The 17,358-nt window shown below is 57.7% G+C and carries 12 protein-coding genes; 11 read left to right on the top strand and 1 reads right to left on the bottom strand.

Features of this window, described 5'->3' with window-relative positions; all coding sequences use genetic code 11:
• The first annotated feature begins 36 nt into the window (after positions 1–36).
• Positions 37–801 carry an enhanced serine sensitivity protein SseB gene (sseB, locus tag BY447_RS05925; RefSeq protein WP_110330745.1) on the top strand — a complete coding sequence of 255 codons (765 nt, stop codon included), beginning with the start codon at positions 37–39 and terminating at the stop codon, positions 799–801.
• Positions 802–841: 40 nt separating this feature from the next.
• Here the strand turns inward: sseB and sseA are convergent, their stop codons facing one another.
• Positions 842–1,684, bottom strand: a complete 843-nt coding sequence (gene sseA / locus BY447_RS05920; RefSeq protein ID WP_033783894.1) for a 3-mercaptopyruvate sulfurtransferase — start codon at positions 1,682–1,684, stop codon at positions 842–844.
• A 146-nt stretch (positions 1,685–1,830) separates the two neighbouring features.
• On the opposite strand from sseA, the gene BY447_RS05915 reads away from it, so the two are divergent.
• The 10 genes from BY447_RS05915 (at position 1,831) to bamB (ending at position 17,231) form a co-directional block, all read left to right on the top strand.
• On the top strand, positions 1,831–6,723 hold the full coding sequence (locus tag BY447_RS05915; protein WP_110330744.1) for an alpha-2-macroglobulin family protein: 4,893 nt from the start codon (positions 1,831–1,833) through the stop codon (positions 6,721–6,723).
• Positions 6,724–6,735: 12 nt separating this feature from the next.
• Positions 6,736–9,060 (top strand): peptidoglycan glycosyltransferase PbpC, encoded by a 2,325-nt coding sequence (gene pbpC, locus BY447_RS05910; RefSeq protein WP_110331917.1) that lies wholly within the window; start codon positions 6,736–6,738, stop codon positions 9,058–9,060.
• 175 nt (positions 9,061–9,235) lie between these two features.
• Positions 9,236–9,667, top strand: coding sequence for a nucleoside-diphosphate kinase (gene ndk, locus BY447_RS05905; protein ID WP_003848684.1), 432 nt, complete (start codon positions 9,236–9,238; stop codon positions 9,665–9,667).
• Positions 9,668–9,853: 186 nt separating this feature from the next.
• The gene (locus BY447_RS05900; protein WP_013358729.1) at positions 9,854–11,023 is read left to right on the top strand and encodes a bifunctional tRNA (adenosine(37)-C2)-methyltransferase TrmG/ribosomal RNA large subunit methyltransferase RlmN; all 1,170 of its coding nucleotides are present in this window, start codon (positions 9,854–9,856) and stop codon (positions 11,021–11,023) included.
• Positions 11,024–11,103: 80 nt separating this feature from the next.
• A complete protein-coding gene (pilW, locus tag BY447_RS05895) occupies positions 11,104–11,838 on the top strand; it encodes a type IV pilus biogenesis/stability protein PilW (RefSeq protein ID WP_110331916.1) in 735 nt (244 codons plus the stop codon).
• A complete protein-coding gene (gene rodZ / locus BY447_RS05890) occupies positions 11,828–12,835 on the top strand; it encodes a cytoskeleton protein RodZ (protein ID WP_110330743.1) in 1,008 nt (335 codons plus the stop codon). Before pilW ends, rodZ begins: the two co-directional genes overlap by 11 nt.
• Before the next feature lie 37 nt (positions 12,836–12,872).
• Entirely contained in the window at positions 12,873–13,994 is a 1,122-nt protein-coding gene (gene ispG, locus BY447_RS05885; protein WP_003848692.1) for a flavodoxin-dependent (E)-4-hydroxy-3-methylbut-2-enyl-diphosphate synthase, read from the top strand.
• Between the two features lie 104 nt (positions 13,995–14,098).
• Complete coding sequence (gene hisS, locus BY447_RS05880) at positions 14,099–15,379, top strand: histidine--tRNA ligase (RefSeq protein ID WP_110331915.1); 1,281 nt, start codon at positions 14,099–14,101, stop codon at positions 15,377–15,379.
• A 33-nt stretch (positions 15,380–15,412) separates the two neighbouring features.
• Positions 15,413–16,030, top strand: a complete 618-nt coding sequence (locus BY447_RS05875) for a YfgM family protein (protein WP_110330742.1) — start codon at positions 15,413–15,415, stop codon at positions 16,028–16,030.
• A 19-nt stretch (positions 16,031–16,049) separates the two neighbouring features.
• Positions 16,050–17,231, top strand: a complete 1,182-nt coding sequence (gene bamB, locus BY447_RS05870; RefSeq protein WP_013358724.1) for an outer membrane protein assembly factor BamB — start codon at positions 16,050–16,052, stop codon at positions 17,229–17,231.
• Positions 17,232–17,358 lie beyond the last annotated feature (127 nt).

Raw genomic sequence — 17,358 nt, 5'->3', positions numbered from 1 at the left:
GCGGTGGCAGATGCCGCCGCTGTTCAGAGGGAAACTATGAACCGTCTTGAAGAGGTGCTGAAGCTGGCAACCACCGAGCCTGCCCATCGGCCCGAATTTTTTCAACTGCTGCTGGAGTCTGATGTCTTTGTTCCAGGCGAAAGCACTACGCAACAGCTTGATGCCAGCACGCCCGTTGATCTGCAGCACTGGGAAAAAGAGGATGGCAGCAGCATCATTCCTTTTTTCACGTCTGAAGAGGCGATGAGTGAAGCGGTGAGCGGTGAGCAGTCCTGGCTGCGTCTGCCGGTCCGGACGCTGTTTGAGATTACACGTGGCGAGACGCTGTTTCTCAATCCCAAACTGCCTTCCGGTAAAGAGTTTACTGCAGCCGAGATCACCCATCTGCTGGCTGAAGAGGGCAGTGCGCTAAGCCAGCAAACCCTGCTGGAAGGCGGACAGTCCCTGCTGTTGTCTGAAGTGGCCGAGCCGCCTGCGCAGATGATCGATTCGCTGACGCAGCTGTTCGCTAAGCATAAGCAGGTGCGCCGGGCATTTATCGCCAGCATTCGTGAGCGGTCTGATGAAGCGCCTAATCTGCTGATTGGTATTGAAGCGGACAGCAACATTGAGGCGATTATTCAGGCGGCGGGCAGTGTGGCAACGGACACGCTGCCAGACGATGCACCGATTGATATTTGTGAAGTCACGCTGCAGGACCGTGGCATCAGCCACTTCTTTACCGCCCACATCACGCCATTTTATGAACGTCGCTGGGGCAGTTTCCTGCGTGACTTCAAGGGCAGTGAGCGGATTATCTGATTCACTTAAAAAAACAGGCGGCTTATCAGCCGCCTGTTTTTTACTTCGCTATCGGTAAGTCGTCGCGACTGCCCCATTCGCCCCAGGACCCGTCATACAGCGTGGCATCCCGAGCGCCCAGCGCCGTCAGCGCCAGAATCAATACCACCGCCGTTACGCCAGAGCCACAGCTGGCGACCACCGGTTGTGTGATATCCACGCCCGCGTCAGCAAACAGCCTGCGCAGTTCCGCTTCCGGCTTGAGTTTTCCCTGCTCAACCAGCGTATTCCACGGCACGTTCAGGCTGTTGGGAATATGTCCGCGATGCAGGCCGGGACGCGGCTCGTCCACTTCGGCGTTAAAACGATTAGCGGCACGCGCATCAACAATCTGTGCACCGCCTTCATGACTGATCAGCAGCACGTCCGTCAGACGTTTCACCCGGCTTTCATCCGCGTGGGCTTCAAACTCACCTTCCGGCAGATTCACGTCGCCGGTTGCCAGCGCAAAACCGGCTTCTTTCCAGCCCTGCAAACCACCGGCCAGAATCGACACCTGCGCCACGCCAAAGGTCTTCAGCATCCACCAGGCGCGTGGCGCGGAAAAGAGGTTGCCCTCGTCATAGACCACCAGATGCTTATCACTGCTCACGCCCAGCTCGCGCATCGCGACGGCAAAGGTCTCGGCACGCGGCAGCATATGCGGATAAGGGCTGGTGTGATCGGAGAGCGCTTCAATATCAAAGTAAGGGGCGTCGGGTAGATGACCTGCCAGATATTCAGCCTGGACATCGCGAACCGCTTCCATTCCGGGTGGCAACAGACGTGCATCCAGCACCTGAAGCCGCTCATCGTTGTAGTGCTCTTGTAACCAGTCGGCGGACACAAACAGTGGCGTCGTCATAACAACCTCATCTCAGCAATCTGTCATACCAGTGTCAGGGAATGTGCGCACCATCTCAAGAGAAGCGTTGATTAAATGCGAGCATTGATATGAAATTGCGCAGCGTAATCAAACGACACTCCCTGCGTCCCGGTGAAGGAACTACCATGAAGAAACGCACTACCCGGCTGCTGCTCAGCATGCTGATCGGTGGCTCGCTGCTGTCAGCGACCCTGTTACCTGCTTTGCCTCTTCAGGCGGCAGAGGCACCCGCAACCAAATATGTCAGCAAACCGCTGACGATTATCGATCTCTCGGAACTGCAGATCGACGGTGCTGCTGCGCTGGTTTTAACCTTCAGTCAGCCGCTGGATGACAAACAGGATATCGCGCAGAAAGTCAGGCTGACCGACGACAAACAGGGCCGGGTGGATGGCGGCTGGGAGCTTTCCGCTAACCGTAAAACGTTGCGCTTTCGCCATCCCGAACCGTCGCGCCACTTCACCGTCACGGTGGATGCGGGACTGCGTGCGGCCAGCGGTGAGACGCTCGCCGCCGATTACAGTAAAAAAATCGCGTCCAGCGATATCCAGCCGATGGTGGGCTTTGCCAGCCGCGGTTCACTGCTGCCGCTGCGTATCACGCAGGGCCTGCCGGTACTGGCGCTGAATGTTAACCAGGTCGATGTCGATTTCTTCCGCATTAAGAATGCTGGCCTGGCGGAATTTCTCTCGCAGTGGAATTACAGCAATAACCTTTCAAGCTGGCAGTCACAGGATCTGCTGAAAAGCAGCCAGTTGGTCTATACCGGACGCTTTGAGCTTAATCCGGCGCGAAACACCCGTGAAAAACTGCAGCTGCCGATGAGTGACATCAAGGCGCTTCAGCAGCCCGGCGTCTATCTGGCCGTCATGAAGCAGGCCGGGACTTATCACTACAGCCAGCCCGCCACACTCTTCACTCTGAGCGATATTGGCCTGTCACTGCACCGCTTCCCGACTCAGTTCGAACTCTTCGCCCAGAGTCTGGCAAATGGCCAGCCGCTCTCCGGCGTCAGCGTCAGGTTGCTGGATGAGAAAGGGCAGGTGCTGCAGAGCGACACCAGTGACAGCACCGGTCATCTGCGCCTGAAAGCGGATGAAAAAGGCAAGCTCCTGCTGGCCGTGCAGGGGGAACAGACCTCGCTGATCGACCTGGCGCGTCCGGCGCTGGATCTGGCTGAGTTTCCGGTAGCCGGGCCGCAGGGCTATGACAAACAGCTGTTTGTCTTTGGGCCGCGCGATATCTACCGGCCCGGCGAAATCGTCATTGTTAATGCGCTGCTGCGCGATGCCGACGGACGCCCGCTTCCCACACAGCCGATTAAAGCGGAGCTGGTGCAGCCTGACGGCCAGGTGATGCGAACCTTTGTCTGGCAGCCGGAAGCGGGACTCTACCAGCAGCGACTGGCACTGCCCGCGTCCGCCATGACCGGCGACTGGATGCTGCGGCTCAATACCGGCGATAACCTTAAGCGTGAGTGGAAGTTTCACGTCGAGGATTTCCTGCCGGAGCGCATGGCTTTAACCCTGAAAAATGATCCTCAGCCGCAGCCTCCTGATGCCAGCGTTGAGTTCGGTATTGAAGGACGCTACCTCTATGGCGCGCCAGCTGCCGGGAACATCTTACAGGGGCAACTCTATCTGCGACCGGCGCGTGAAGCCGTGGCTGCACTGCCGGGCTACCAGTTTGGTGACATCACCGAAGAGGGATTAAAGCGCACGCTGGATGAGGTAGATCTTAAGCTCGATGCCAGCGGTAAAGCGCAGCTTAAGGTAGAGAATCAGTGGGATCAGCTGCACTCCCCGCTTAACCTGATCCTGCAGACCAGCCTGCTGGAGACCGGCGGACGTCCGGTCATCCGTCGGGCCACCCAGGCTATCTGGCCTGCTGACGCCCTGCCAGGCATCCGGCCGCTGTTTGGTAATAAGGCAGTTTATGACTACCGCAGCGACAGCTATCACGATGAGCCTACCGTGCCGGAAGAGAGCCTGGCCGAATTCGACATTGTCTATGCCAACAGTCAGGGCAGGAAACTGGCGGCAGACAAGCTGGACGTGCGACTGATCCGTGAGCGCCGTGATTACTACTGGAGCTTCTCTGACAGCGAAGGCTGGCAGTCGCAGTACGGCGACAAAGATCTGCAGGAAGATGAACGCGCCATCTCAATCCCGGCTGACGGCAGCACCAAAGTCAGCTTCCCGGTCGAGTGGGGCCACTACCGGCTGGAAGTGCAGGCGGGCGAGAAGATCGTCAGCAGCGTGCGGTTCCAGGCCGGTTATGACTGGCAGGACAACACCAACGGCACAGGCGCATTGCGTCCCGATCAGGTCAGACTGAAGCTGGATAAAGCGGCTTACCAGCCGGGCGACACCGTGCATCTGCAGGTTGAATCACCGGCTGCCGGTAAAGGCTATCTGATGGTGGAGTCGAGCAGCGGCACGCTCTGGTGGCAGCCGCTGACCGTACCAAAGGGCGGCACCACGGTGGATGTGCCGGTGGCTGAGAGCTGGCGGCGTCACGATCTCTACTTCAGCGCTATTGTGGTGCGTGATGGCGATAAAGTCAGTGGTGCCACACCCAAACGCGCGGTAGGGCTGTTGCACCTGCCGATGGCGACCGAAGCACGTCGCTTAAACCTGACGCTTGCGGCACCCGATAAAATCCGTCCTGAGCAACTCCTGACGGTTAACGTTCATGCCAGTCGTGACGGCGGTCCGCTGCCAGAAAAAGTGAATGTGCTGCTGTCAGCCGTGGACAGTGGCGTACTCAGTGTGACGGATTTTAAAACGCCCGATCCGTGGCAGGCTTTCTTTGGCCGTAAACGCTACAACGTCGATCAGTACGACGTCTTTGGTCAGCTGATCGAAGGCGGCGGCCGTCTGGCGGCGCTGCGTTTTGGTGGTGATGGCGAGGATGAATCGATGACGCGCGGCGGTAAAAAGCCGGTAACGCACGTCAATATCGTCGCACAGCAGTTACAGGCGGTGACGCTGGATAAAGCGGGCAACGGAACGATTACGCTGCCGATCCCGGCCTTTAATGGTGAACTCCGGCTGATGACGCAGGCCTGGAGCAATGACAGCTTCGGTGCCGCAGAGCGCAAACTGGTGGTCGCGGCGCCGCTGATCAGCGAGCTGGCTACCCCACGTTTTCTTGCCAGCGGCGATACCGCATCAATGGCGCTGGATCTCACTAACCTGACCGATCTGCCGCAAAACCTTAAGGTTGATCTCTCCAGCAGTGGCCTGGTGGATCTGGCCGGTGCTGCCAGCCAGAGTGTGACGCTGGCTAAAGGTGCACGCACCACGTTACAGATTCCGGTCACGGCGAAAACCGGCTTTGGTGACGGCGAGGTTACCGTACAGATTTCCGGTCTGAATCTGCCGGGTGAGCAGGTGAAGCCCGGCAGACAGCAGTGGAAAATTGGTGTCAGACCGCCTTATCCGGCGCAGACGCTGAACTTTGATGCCGTAATCAATCCCGATCAGCCCTGGGAGATCGCGGCAGCGGCGCTGACGGGGCTGGATGCACAAACCCTGAGCGGCCAGCTGACGCTGAGCAATCGTCCGCCGCTGAATATCGCCAGCTATATCAGTGCGCTTTACGCCTATCCCTACGGCTGCCTGGAACAGACCAGCAGCGGACTCTGGCCTTCGCTTTACACCAGCCATGCTGAGCTGACCGCGATGGGCATTAAAACCAGCAGCGATGAAGCACGACGGGCCGCGGTCGACACCGGCATTGCCCGTCTGGCTGGGATGCAGCGCGCCAACGGCAGCTTCGGGCTGTGGGATAAACAGAGTGAAGAGGAGTTCTGGCTGACGCCTTACGTGACGGACTTCCTGCTGCGCGCCAGCGAGGCGGGCTATGCGTTGCCGGATAATGTGGTGGAGCGCGCTAATGCCCGGCTGCTGCGCTATCTGCAGGATCCCTCGCAGATCAGCGGCGGCGGTGATAACAATGCCGCGCTACAGTTCAGCGTACAGGCTTACGCCGGGCTGGTGCTGGCGCGTCAGCAACGTGCCCCGCTGGGTGCGCTGCGCGCCTTGTATCAGCAACGTGAGAAGTCCCGCTCCGGCCTGGCGCTGATGCAGCTTGGCGTCGCGCTGAAGCTGATGGGTGACGGACAGCGTGCACAGCAGGCGATCATGCAGGGTGCCACGCTGACGCGTTCGGATAAAGAGTGGTATGGCGACTATGGCAGCACGGTGCGCGATCAGGGGATGATGATTGCGTTGCTGGCGGAAAATAAGCTGCAGCCGGATGTGCAAAACAGTCTGCTGCTGTCACTGTCCAGAGAGGTCAATGGCAAACGCTGGTTCTCGACTCAGGAAAATAACGCACTTTATCTGGCAGCTCACACTCTGCAACGTGCGCAGGGCGGAAGCTGGCAGGCGCTATTGTCGGGCAATCCTGAACCGCTGCAGGGCGATGCGCCACTCAATAAAGGGCTGGCGGCTGACCGCCTGTTACAGGGCTTAGCCATCCGTAATCCGGGCAGTGCACCGCTGTATGGTCGTCTGGACGTCACCGGTTATCCGCTGGCCGCGCCTCAGCCTGAGAGCAATGTGCTCGGGATAAAGCGTGAATACTTTACCCTGGATGGCAAAGCCGCCGATCTCAGTAATCTGCGTAGCGGGGAGTTGCTGGTGGTGCGTCTGACCGTTTCGTCAAAGCGCAGCATCAGCGATGCGCTGGTGGTGGATCTGCTGCCTGCCGGTCTGGAGCTGGAAAACCAGAATCTGGCCGACAGCAGCGCCAGCCTCGGTGACAGTGCGGATGCGCTGAAAGAGAGCATGGGCGATATGCAGCAGGCTGACATTAAGCACATTGAGTTCCGCGACGATCGCTTTGTCGCGGCACTGGCGGTAGATACTTATCGTCCCGCAACGCTGGTCTATCTGGCGCGGGCGGTCACACCGGGTCGCTTCCTGATGCCGCCGCCGCAGGTCGAGTCGATGTATGTGCCGGAGTGGCGCGCCATCGGAATTACGCCGCCGCAGCTGCATATCCAGTAAGTGACGCGACGCGTGTTAAAACCTCGCACCCTTAAAAAGTGGTGGCTCGCGCTGCCGCTTTTTTTTCTGGCGTTATGGCTGGCGACGTGGGGACTGGATCGGCTGTTCCCGCTGCCGCTTAAACAGGTGCAGCCTGCGCGGGTCATTGTGGCCAGCGACGGTACGCCGCTGTGGCGCTTCGCTGACAGCAAGGGCATCTGGCGCTATCCGGTTACACCAGAAGAGGTGGCACCGGCCTATCTGCAGGCGCTGCTCACCTACGAAGATCGCTGGTTCTGGTATCACCCCGGCATCAATCCCCTGGCGCTGGTGCGCGCGGCCTGGCAGGATTTGCGTCATCAGAGTGTGATTTCCGGCGGCAGCACCCTGACCATGCAGGTGGCACGCCTTGTCGACCCGCAACCCCGCACGTTGCGGGGCAAGCTGATTCAGGCGTGGCGTGCGCTACAGCTGGAGTGGCATCTTTCCAAACGAGACATCCTGACGCTCTATCTTAATCGTGCGCCTTTTGGCGGTACGCTGGAAGGGGTGGGCGCGGCAAGCTGGAGCTGGCTGGGCAAAGCCCCGTCACAGCTGACGCCGGGTGAAGCGGCGTTGCTTGCCGTGTTGCCGCAGGCACCCAGCCGTCTGCGGCCCGATCGCTGGCCGGAGCGGGCGGAAGCCGCTCGCAATAAAGTGCTGGATCGGCTGGCGGAATACCACATCTGGTCCGTGGAACAGGTGGCGGAAATTCGTCAGGAGCCGGTGTGGCTGCCGCCGCGACAGATGCCGCAGATGGCCCCGCTGCTGGCCCGGCGGCTGCTGTCGATCAGCCGCAGCGATAAGATTGTTTCCACGCTCGATCCTTCACTGCAGCGCGAACTGGAAAGCCTGGCGCTCAACGTTAAAAACCAGCTGCCGCCGCGCACCTCGCTGGCGATGCTGGTGGTGGATCACACCACCATGGCCGTTCGGGGTTATGCCGGCTCGGCCGACTTTACCGATGACAGCCGTTTTGGTCATGTGGATATGATCGCCAGCGTGCGCTCGCCAGGTTCGGTGTTAAAACCCTTTATCTACGGCATGGCGCTGGACGAGGGACTGATTCATGCCGAATCGCTGCTGCAGGATGTGCCGCGTCGCTTTGGTGATTACCGGCCCGGCAACTTTGACACCGGCTTTCACGGACCGGTCAGCGCCAGCGACGCGCTGGTGCGCTCCCTGAATCTGCCCGCCGTTCAGCTGCTGGAGGCGCTGGGGCCGAAAAATGTCGCGGCGCGTCTGCGCAATGTGGGTCTGAATTTACGTTTTCCGCCTGGCGCTGAACCCAATCTTTCATTGATTCTCGGCGGCACCGGGGCGCGCATGGATGAAATTGTCGCGGCCTACAGCGCTTTTGCCCGCCACGGCAATGCCGCTCAGCTGCGCTGGATGCCCGATCAACCGTTGCAGCAGCGACCGCTGCTATCAAAGGCGTCGGCGTGGATCATCCGGCGTATCCTGGCCGGCGAAGCGCAGCCTGCCGGTAATGGCAACGTGCCCGACGTAGTGCCGCTGGCCTGGAAGACCGGCACCAGTTACGGCTATCGCGACGCCTGGTCGGTGGGCATTAATCCCCGTTACCTGATTGGCGTGTGGGTCGGACGACCTGATGCGACGCCGGTTGCCGGCCAGTTTGGTTTTGCCTCAGCCGTGCCGATCATGAATCAGATTAACAGCGTGCTGATGAGCCGCCTCGGCAGGCGTGACGTGCCAGGCGATCCGCGTCCGGCCTCGGTCACGGTCGCGACCATCTGCTGGCCTGGTGGTCAGCCGCTGCCCGCCGGAGACGAAAACTGTCGTCAGCGGCGGCAAAGCTGGGTTGCTTCGGATACGCTGCCGCCAACGCTGCTGGCACCCGGCCAGGAGAGCCTCAGCGGATTACGCCTGAGTTACTGGCAGAATGCGCAGGGACTGCGCGTTGCTGCCGACTGTCCCGGCGCCACCCGTCACGAACGGCTGGTCTGGCCGCTGCCGCTGGAAGCCTGGCTGCCGCCTCAGGAGCGGCGAGCGCAGCGTCTGCCACCTGTTGATACGCACTGTCCACCGTTACAGCAGGGCAGCAGTGCACCGCTGATCATTACCGGCATCATTGAGGGGCAAATTGTTAAGCCGCTGCCGGGCAACAGTGCGCTGACGATCCCGGTCGCGGTGCAGGGCGGGCAGGGTACGCAGCGCTGGTGGTTCCTGAATGGTGAACCTCTCATAACGCAAAATGCCGCAGAGATGTCGCTGCATCTCGATCATCCGGGCGAGTATCAACTGGTGGTGATGGATGAAGAGGGTCAGCTTGTCTCGGTCACTTTTAGCCGGGACTGACGCTTTTCTGCGCTAAATCACAACCGTTGCGCTTCTGCTTCGACTCAGATCAAGAATTTTCAACAAATCAGGGATCTCTGGTAGGCAATGCCGGACTCAGCCCCTATAATCGGCGCCGTTTCTTAACCGGGGCGGACGCCACCGGTTTCTTCAGAACGTCAAGACAGAGGTCATCATGGCAATCGAACGTACTTTTTCTATCATCAAGCCAAACGCCGTCGCTAAAAATGTGATTGGTGCTATCTACAACCGTTTTGAAAGCGCAGGCTTCAAAATCGTTGGCGCAAAAATGCTGCAGCTGAGCAAAGAGCAGGCTGAAGGCTTTTACGCTGAGCACCAGGGCAAGCCATTCTTCGATGGTCTGGTTGAATTCATGACCTCTGGCCCGGTTGTTGTTTCCGTGCTGGAAGGTGAAAATGCCGTTCAGCGTCACCGAGACCTGATGGGTGCCACTAACCCGGCAAACGCACTGGCTGGCACACTGCGTGCTGACTACGCTGACAGCTTCACCGAAAACGCGACCCACGGTTCAGATTCTGCTGAATCCGCTGCCCGCGAAATCGCTTATTTCTTCGGCGAAAACGAAATCTGCCCACGTACCCGTTAATCGCCTGGCGATAAACGTTACAGCGGCTTTACAAAAATCTGCGTAGGGGAGGTCACTCCCGCCTGTTATCAGGCCGCAGATGTTGTACAATATTGCGCCTTCATTGACATCGCTTAATGAAGGCGCAATTTTTTCACCTATCCCTGAACAGCGCCATAACGTGTAACAACGAGGCCAGAGAATATTATGTCCGAACAGATTGTGACGTCCGCGTCCGCATCCCCTATTGTCGTCTCCCCCAAAAGCCAGAAAATCAACCTGCTGGATCTCAACCGTCAGCAGATGCGCGAATTCTTCCTGTCGCTGGGTGAAAAGCCGTTCCGTGCCGATCAGGTCATGAAGTGGATTTATCACTACTGCTGCGATGACTTCGAGCAGATGACCGACATCAACAAAAAGCTGCGTAACCGGCTGATGGAGCTGACGGAGATCCGCGCGCCAGAAGTGGCGGAAGAGATGCGCTCTACCGACGGCACCATCAAATGGGCCATTCGTGTCGGTGACCAGCTCGTGGAAACGGTCTATATCCCGGAAGGCGACCGCGCTACGCTCTGTGTTTCGTCACAGGTGGGGTGTGCGCTGGAGTGTAAATTCTGTTCGACCGCACAGCAGGGCTTTAACCGTAACCTGCGGGTGTCAGAAATTATTGGTCAGGTGTGGCGTGCGGCGAAAATTGTCGGCGCAGCCAAAATCACCGGCCAGCGTCCCATCACCAACGTGGTAATGATGGGCATGGGCGAGCCGCTGCTCAACCTCAATAACGTGGTGCCGGCGATGGAAATCATGCTGGATGACTTCGGTTTTGGTCTGTCGAAGCGTCGCGTGACCCTTTCTACTTCGGGTGTCGTTCCTGCGCTGGATAAACTGGGCGATATGATTGACGTCGCGCTGGCCATTTCCCTGCATGCGCCGAACGATAAGCTGCGCGATGACATCGTGCCGATCAACAAAAAGTACAATATCGAAACCTTCCTGGCGGCGGTGAAACGCTACATTGGTAAATCCAACGCCAATCAGGGACGTGTGACCATTGAATACGTGTTGCTGGATCACGTCAACGACAGCACCGACGATGCGCATGAGCTTGCCGCACTACTGAAAGAAACACCGTGTAAAATCAACCTGATTCCGTGGAACCCCTTCCCGGGCGCGCCGTATGGCCGTAGCTCAAACAGCCGCATCGATCGTTTCTCCAAGGTGCTGATGGACTATGGTTTTACCACCATCGTGCGTAAAACCCGTGGCGACGATATTGATGCCGCCTGTGGTCAGTTAGCCGGAGAAGTGATCGACCGTACCAAGCGAACGCTGCGTAAAAAAATGGCGGGTGAAGCCATATCTGTGAAGGCTCTCTAGAAGAGTGACACAGTGCGTTTCCTGAAGTGATGACGCGTGGCAGGCTGCAGCCTGTCAACGTCAACCGGATGGAAACGATTATGCGTAACGGATTACCTGCAGTTTTACTGGCGCTGTTTGTTGTAAGCGGGTGTGTCAGCCAGCCATATGAACCCGGCGCTGAAGAGGTGCGTCTGCAGTTAGGGATGCACTATCTGGCCGGTGGAGACTATGCCGCAGCTGAGCGAAACTTTCTGCGTGCACAGGCCGCCGCGCCCGAGGACTACCGGGTCTCGCTTGCACTGGCACGGCTGGCGCAGCAGCAGGGTAATCAGACAGCGGCGCAGGCACGGTTTATACTGGCACAGCAGCAGGCCCCGGATAATGGTTTTGTTGCTAACAATTACGGTGCGTTTCTCTGCGCTTTAAGGCAGTATGACGAAGCGCATCAACAGTTTAGTCGGGCAGGCGCTGCACCTCAGTTTGATGCACGCAATGACGCGCGTGAGCTGGCAGGGTTTTGTTATCTGCGGGCGGGCGATGTTGCCGCTGCCCGCAGGACGTTACGCCAGGCCCTTGAGGCCGACAGACGCAAAGCGGATTCGCTGCTGTCGGAAGCTGAAAAGCTGATGGCAGATAACCAGCTGGCAAAGGTGCAGGTTTTGCTCGACGTTTACCAGCAACAGTTGCCCGAAACGGCACGAAGTCTGGCGTTACACTTACGTTTCGCCGCGCTACAGGGAAATGCCGCTGACGTTTCACGTTATGGCGACCAGTTAGCGCGACGTTTTCCGCAATCGATACAGTACCAGCGTTATTTAGCTAATGAATACTGAAGCCACTCAAGAAAACTCTGCATTACATTCAACAGGTGAACGCCTGCGTCTGGCCCGTGAGCAGATGGGGCTGACGCAGCAGAACGTCGCTGAGCGCCTGTGCCTGAAACTCTCTACCGTGCGTGACATTGAGGAAGACAAATCGCCTGCCGATTTAGCCTCTACGTTCCTGCGCGGCTATATTCGTTCTTACGCGCGTCTGGTGCACATTCCTGAAGAGGAACTGCTGCCAATGATGGCGAAACAGACACCGGTTCGGGCTGCAAAAATCGAACCGATGCAAAGTTTCTCACTGGGTAAGCGCCGCAAAAAACGCGACGGCTGGCTGATGATTTTCACCTGGCTGGTGGTGTTTGTGGTGGTGGGGCTGACCGGCGCCTGGTGGTGGCAGAACCATAAGGCGTCGCAGGATGACCTGGTGCCGATGACCGATCAGAACAGCAGTAGCGGCGACAATGGCCAGTCGATCCCGTTGGGTGAATCCAGCGGTGACAGCGCGGCCCCAGCAGCACCTGACGAAAGTAATACCACTACCAGTAACAACGTGGCCAGCACGCCAGCGAGCGCGGCTCCGGCCGCCAGCGCCAGCAATAGCGCGACTGCCGCACAGCAAGACACCAACAGCAATGCGGTGGTGTCGCCGAGTCAGGCACCTGTGGACAATTCAGCGGCTGCCCCTGCAGCTGCCAGCAACAGCACAGCACCTCAGATGCCAGTGGGCGCCGCCGCCGTCAGTGAGCCGGCGGCTGACCCTAACGCAGTGGTCATGACCTTTAACGCCGACTGCTGGCTGGAAGTGAGCGATGCGACCGGCAAAAAACTGTTCAGCGGTATTCAGCGCAGTGGTGGTAAACTCAGCCTCGCAGGAACGCCTCCGTATCGTCTGAAAATTGGCGCGCCTTCCGCGGTTCAGGTGCAATATCAGAATCAGCCCGTTGATTTAAGCCGTTTTATCCGTAATAACCAGGTTGCTCGCCTGACGTTGGGTGCGCAATAACAGCGTATCGCGTACCGGGCAATTGTGGAGAAGAAATATGCATAACGAAGCACCCATTATCCGCCGTAAATCCAAACGCATTTACGTCGGCAAGGTGCCGGTCGGTGACGGCGCGCCAATCGCCGTACAGTCGATGACCAACACCCGCACCACTGATGTGGAAGCGACGGTAAATCAGATTAAAGCCCTTGAGCGCGTCGGTGTCGACATCGTGCGTATCTCGGTGCCTACCATGGATGCCGCAGAAGCATTCAGACTGATCAAACAGCAGGTTAACGTCCCGCTGGTTGCAGATATTCATTTTGACTACCGCATCGCCCTGAAAGTCGCCGAATATGGCGTCGACTGCCTGCGCATCAATCCCGGTAATATCGGGAACAATGAGCGCATCCGTATGGTGGTCGACTGCGCACGCGACAACAATATTCCGATTCGAATTGGCGTGAACGCCGGTTCGCTGGAAAAAGATCTGCAGGAAAAGTATGGCGAGCCGACGCCACAGGCGCTGCTGGAATCCGCTATGCGCCATGTCGATCATCTCGACCGTCTTAACTTTGATCAATTCAAAGTCAGCGTAAAAGCGTCTGACGTCTTCCTCGCGGTTGAATCTTATCGTCTGCTGGCGAAACAGATCGAACAGCCTCTGCATCTCGGCATTACCGAAGCGGGTGGTGCCCGTGCGGGCGCGGTGAAATCGGCGATTGGCCTGGGGCTGCTGCTGTCAGAAGGGATCGGCGATACGCTGCGCATCTCGCTGGCGGCCGATCCGGTTGAAGAAGTGAAAGTCGGTTTCGATATCCTGAAGTCACTGCGTATTCGCTCTCGCGGTATCAACTTCATCGCCTGCCCGACCTGCTCACGCCAGGAGTTTGACGTCATTGGTACGGTCAACGCGCTGGAGCAGCGTCTGGAAGATCTGATCACGCCGATGGATGTGTCGATTATCGGCTGTGTAGTCAACGGACCCGGCGAAGCGACCCTCTCTACGCTGGGCGTAACCGGCGGCAGCAAGAAGAGTGGTTTCTACGAAGATGGTGTGCGTCAGCGCGATCGTCTCGACAACAATGACATGATCGATCAGCTGGAAGCGCGCATTCGTGCCAAAGCATCAATGCTGGATGCCAGCCGCCGTATTGATGTGCAGCATCTGGAAAAATAATGGCGTGCGCGGCCTGCGTACGTGACTTTTTTGACTGAACCTGTGCGGTTTCATCCTCATAAGGTATGATGCCGGACAGGTTTTTTGCATTAAGAGATTTTAACGTGGCGAAGAATATTCAGGCAATTCGCGGGATGAACGACTACCTGCCTGCGGATACTGCCCTCTGGCAACGGATTGAAGGCGTTCTCAAGCAGACGCTGGCGAGCTACGGTTACAGCGAAATTCGCTTACCGCTGGTAGAGCAAACCCCACTGTTTAAACGCGCTATCGGCGAAGTCACCGATGTGGTTGAAAAAGAGATGTATACCTTCGATGACCGCAACGGTGAAAGCCTGACGCTGCGTCCGGAAGGCACGGCTGGCTGCGTGCGCGCCGGTATCGAACACGGTTTACTCTACAACCAGGAACAGCGCCTGTGGTACATGGGACCGATGTTCCGCTATGAGCGTCCGCAAAAAGGCCGCTATCGTCAGTTCTATCAGATTGGTGTGGAAGTGTTTGGTCTGCAGGGACCGGACATCGATGCTGAACTGATCATGCTGAATGCCCGCTGGTGGAAAGCCCTGGGTATCTCTGAGCACGTTCGCCTCGAACTCAACTCTATCGGTTCGCTGGAAGCTCGTGCTCACTACCGCGACGCGCTGGTTGCCTTCCTTGAGCAGCACAAAGACGTGCTGGACGAGGATTGCAAACGCCGCATGTACAGCAACCCGATGCGCGTTCTCGACAGCAAAAATCCCGATGTTCAGCAACTGCTGAATGATGCGCCACAGCTTGGCGACTATCTGGATGACGAATCCCGCGAGCATTTCAGCGGCCTGTGTACCCTGCTGGATGACGCAGGCATCAGCTACACCGTCAATCAGCGTCTGGTACGCGGCCTGGATTACTACAACCGCACCGTGATTGAGTGGGTGACCGATAGCCTGGGTTCACAGGGCACGGTGTGTGGCGGCGGTCGCTATGATGGCCTGGTTGAGCAGCTCGGTGGTCGTGCAACGCCTGCCGTGGGTTTCGCCATGGGCATGGAGCGTCTGGTGCTGCTGGTTCAGGCGGTTAATCCTGAATTTGAACCGACGAGCAATGTGGATGTCTATGTTATCGCTTCAGGTCAGGGCGTGCAGTCTGCTGCGATGCAGCTGGCTGAGAAATTGCGTGATGAAGCGCCGGAACTGAGGCTGATGACTAACTTTGGCGGCGGCAACTTCAAGAAGCAATTTGCCCGTGCTGACAAGTGGGGCGCACGCGTTGCCCTGGTGTTAGGCGAAGACGAAGTTAAAGCCGGTCAGGTCGTGATTAAAGATCTGCGCCGTGGCGAGCAGCAAACGCTGGATCAGGCAGAGGCTGCTGCTGTATTGCGCACGCTGTTACAGTCAGCGTGACACAGCACCAACCATAGAAAGGAGAGGGATTGCGTGGAAGTGTATAGCAATGAGAACGAGCAGACCGACGCGCTGCGCAACTTTTTTGCCAGTAATGGCAAAGCGTTAGCCATTGGCGTAGTCATCGGCATTGCTGCGCTGGGTGGCTGGCGTTACTGGAGCAGTCATCAGGATGATACGGCGAAATCCGTGTCCGCGCAGTATCAGCAGCTCACCAGCGCCATGCAGGCGGGTAAACCGGAAACGCTGGAAGCGGTCAGCCGTTTTGCCAGTGAAAACAGCAATACCTACAGTGCGCTGGCTGCGATGGATCTGGCGAAGCAGTATGTTGACGCTGGTCAGCTTGATAAGGCCGCAACGCTGCTGCAAAACGGACTGAAAGACACCAAAGATGCCAATCTGCAGGCGGTGATTAACCTGCGCCTGGCACGCATTCAACTGCAACAGAATCAAGCGGATGCGGCGCTTAAAACCCTTGACGGTGTGAAGGGTGATGGCTGGACAGCCATTGTGGCCGATATTCGTGGCGAAGCGCTGCTGACCAAAGGTGACAAGCAGGGCGCGCGCGATGCCTGGAGTAAAGGAGTCGAATCTGACGCCTCTCCGGCATTGAAGCAAATGATGCAGATGAAGATGAATAACTTAAGCTAAGCCAGTCAAGAGAGCGCACATGGAATTACGTAAATACCTGCTGCCAGGACTGATTTCAGTCACTTTGCTCAGCGGTTGTTCGCTGTTTAGCGGCGAAGAAGATGTAGTAAAAATGGCCCCGTTGCCGAAGGTAGAAAATCAGTTCACGCCACAGAAAGTGTGGAACACCTCGGTAGGCGATGGCGTTGGTGATTTCTACTCAAATCTGCATCCGGCCTGGCAGGACAACACTGTTTTTGCAGCCGATCGTTTTGGTATTGTCAAAGCGCTGGATGCCGCAGACGGTAAAGAAAAATGGAAAGTCGATCTCTCTGAGAAAACCGGCTTCTTCTCGAAAAACCGCTCAGCGCTGTTATCAGGCGGCCTGACCGCTGATGGCGATCGGGTTTATGTCGGCAGCGAGCGCGGCAAAGTTTATGCCCTGAACAGCAGCGATGGCAGCCTGGCCTGGCAGACCAGCGTCGCAGGTGAAGCGCTGTCTCGTCCTGTTGTCAGCGATGGTCTGGTACTGGTGCATACCAGTAACGGCATGCTGCAGGGACTGGATCAGAGCAGCGGTGCGGTGAAGTGGAGCGTCAACCTGGATATGCCAGCGTTGTCTCTGCGCGGTGAATCCGCACCTGCTGTCGCATTTGGCGGCGCCATTGTCGGTGGCGACAACGGTCGTGTCAGTGCCGTGGTGATGAACCAGGGACAGCTAATCTGGCAGCAGCGTATTTCTCAGGTCAGCGGTGCCACTGAGATAGACCGTCTTAATGACGTCGATACCACGCCGGTTATCGTCAACGGCGTAGTGTATGCACTCGCTTACAACGGTAACCTGTCGGCGCTGGATCTGCGTTCCGGCCAGATTTTGTGGAAACGCGAAATTGGCGGTGTGAAAGATCTGATTGTCGATGCCGGTCGTATCTATCTGGTCGATCAGGATGACCGCGTGATTGCGCTGAACGCTGACGGTGGTGTTGCCATCTGGCGTCAGAGCGATCTGCTGCATCGCAACCTGACTTCTCCGGTGCTCTACAACGGCTACCTCGTGGTCGGCGACAGTGAAGGTTACCTGCACTGGCTGAACACCACTGATGGTCGTTTTGTCGCACAGCAGAAACTGGATAGCTCAGGCTTCCAGACTGAGCCGGTGGTTGCCAGCGATAAGCTGCTGATCCAGTCGAAAGACGGCGAGGTTTATGCGATTACCCGTTAACGGGTAAACGTCTGGCAGGTGAAATCCTCCGTTCCGACGGCTCCTGATTTAATCAGGGGCCGTTTCGTTTTTAGTCAGGCATGGTATTCTTTGCGCCTTAAGCCTGAACTTAGCGGCCAGAGCCGTT

The sequence above is a fragment of the Pantoea sp. JKS000250 genome, from assembly GCF_003201065.1.
Classification (GTDB): domain Bacteria; phylum Pseudomonadota; class Gammaproteobacteria; order Enterobacterales; family Enterobacteriaceae; genus Pantoea; species Pantoea vagans.
Note: the sequence above shows the minus strand (reverse complement) of the source record. Positions and strands in the feature narration are given on the sequence as shown.

Coding starts and splice junctions, on each gene's coding strand:
- sseB (WP_110330745.1), top strand. CDS start 37: ATGAACCGTCTTGAAGAGGTGCTGAAGCTGGCAACCACCGAGCCTGCC.
- sseA (WP_033783894.1), bottom strand. CDS start 1,684: ATGACGACGCCACTGTTTGTGTCCGCCGACTGGTTACAAGAGCACTAC.
- BY447_RS05915 (WP_110330744.1), top strand. CDS start 1,831: ATGAAGAAACGCACTACCCGGCTGCTGCTCAGCATGCTGATCGGTGGC.
- ndk (WP_003848684.1), top strand. CDS start 9,236: ATGGCAATCGAACGTACTTTTTCTATCATCAAGCCAAACGCCGTCGCT.
- BY447_RS05900 (WP_013358729.1), top strand. CDS start 9,854: ATGTCCGAACAGATTGTGACGTCCGCGTCCGCATCCCCTATTGTCGTC.
- pilW (WP_110331916.1), top strand. CDS start 11,104: ATGCGTAACGGATTACCTGCAGTTTTACTGGCGCTGTTTGTTGTAAGC.
- rodZ (WP_110330743.1), top strand. CDS start 11,828: ATGAATACTGAAGCCACTCAAGAAAACTCTGCATTACATTCAACAGGT.
- ispG (WP_003848692.1), top strand. CDS start 12,873: ATGCATAACGAAGCACCCATTATCCGCCGTAAATCCAAACGCATTTAC.
- bamB (WP_013358724.1), top strand. CDS start 16,050: ATGGAATTACGTAAATACCTGCTGCCAGGACTGATTTCAGTCACTTTG.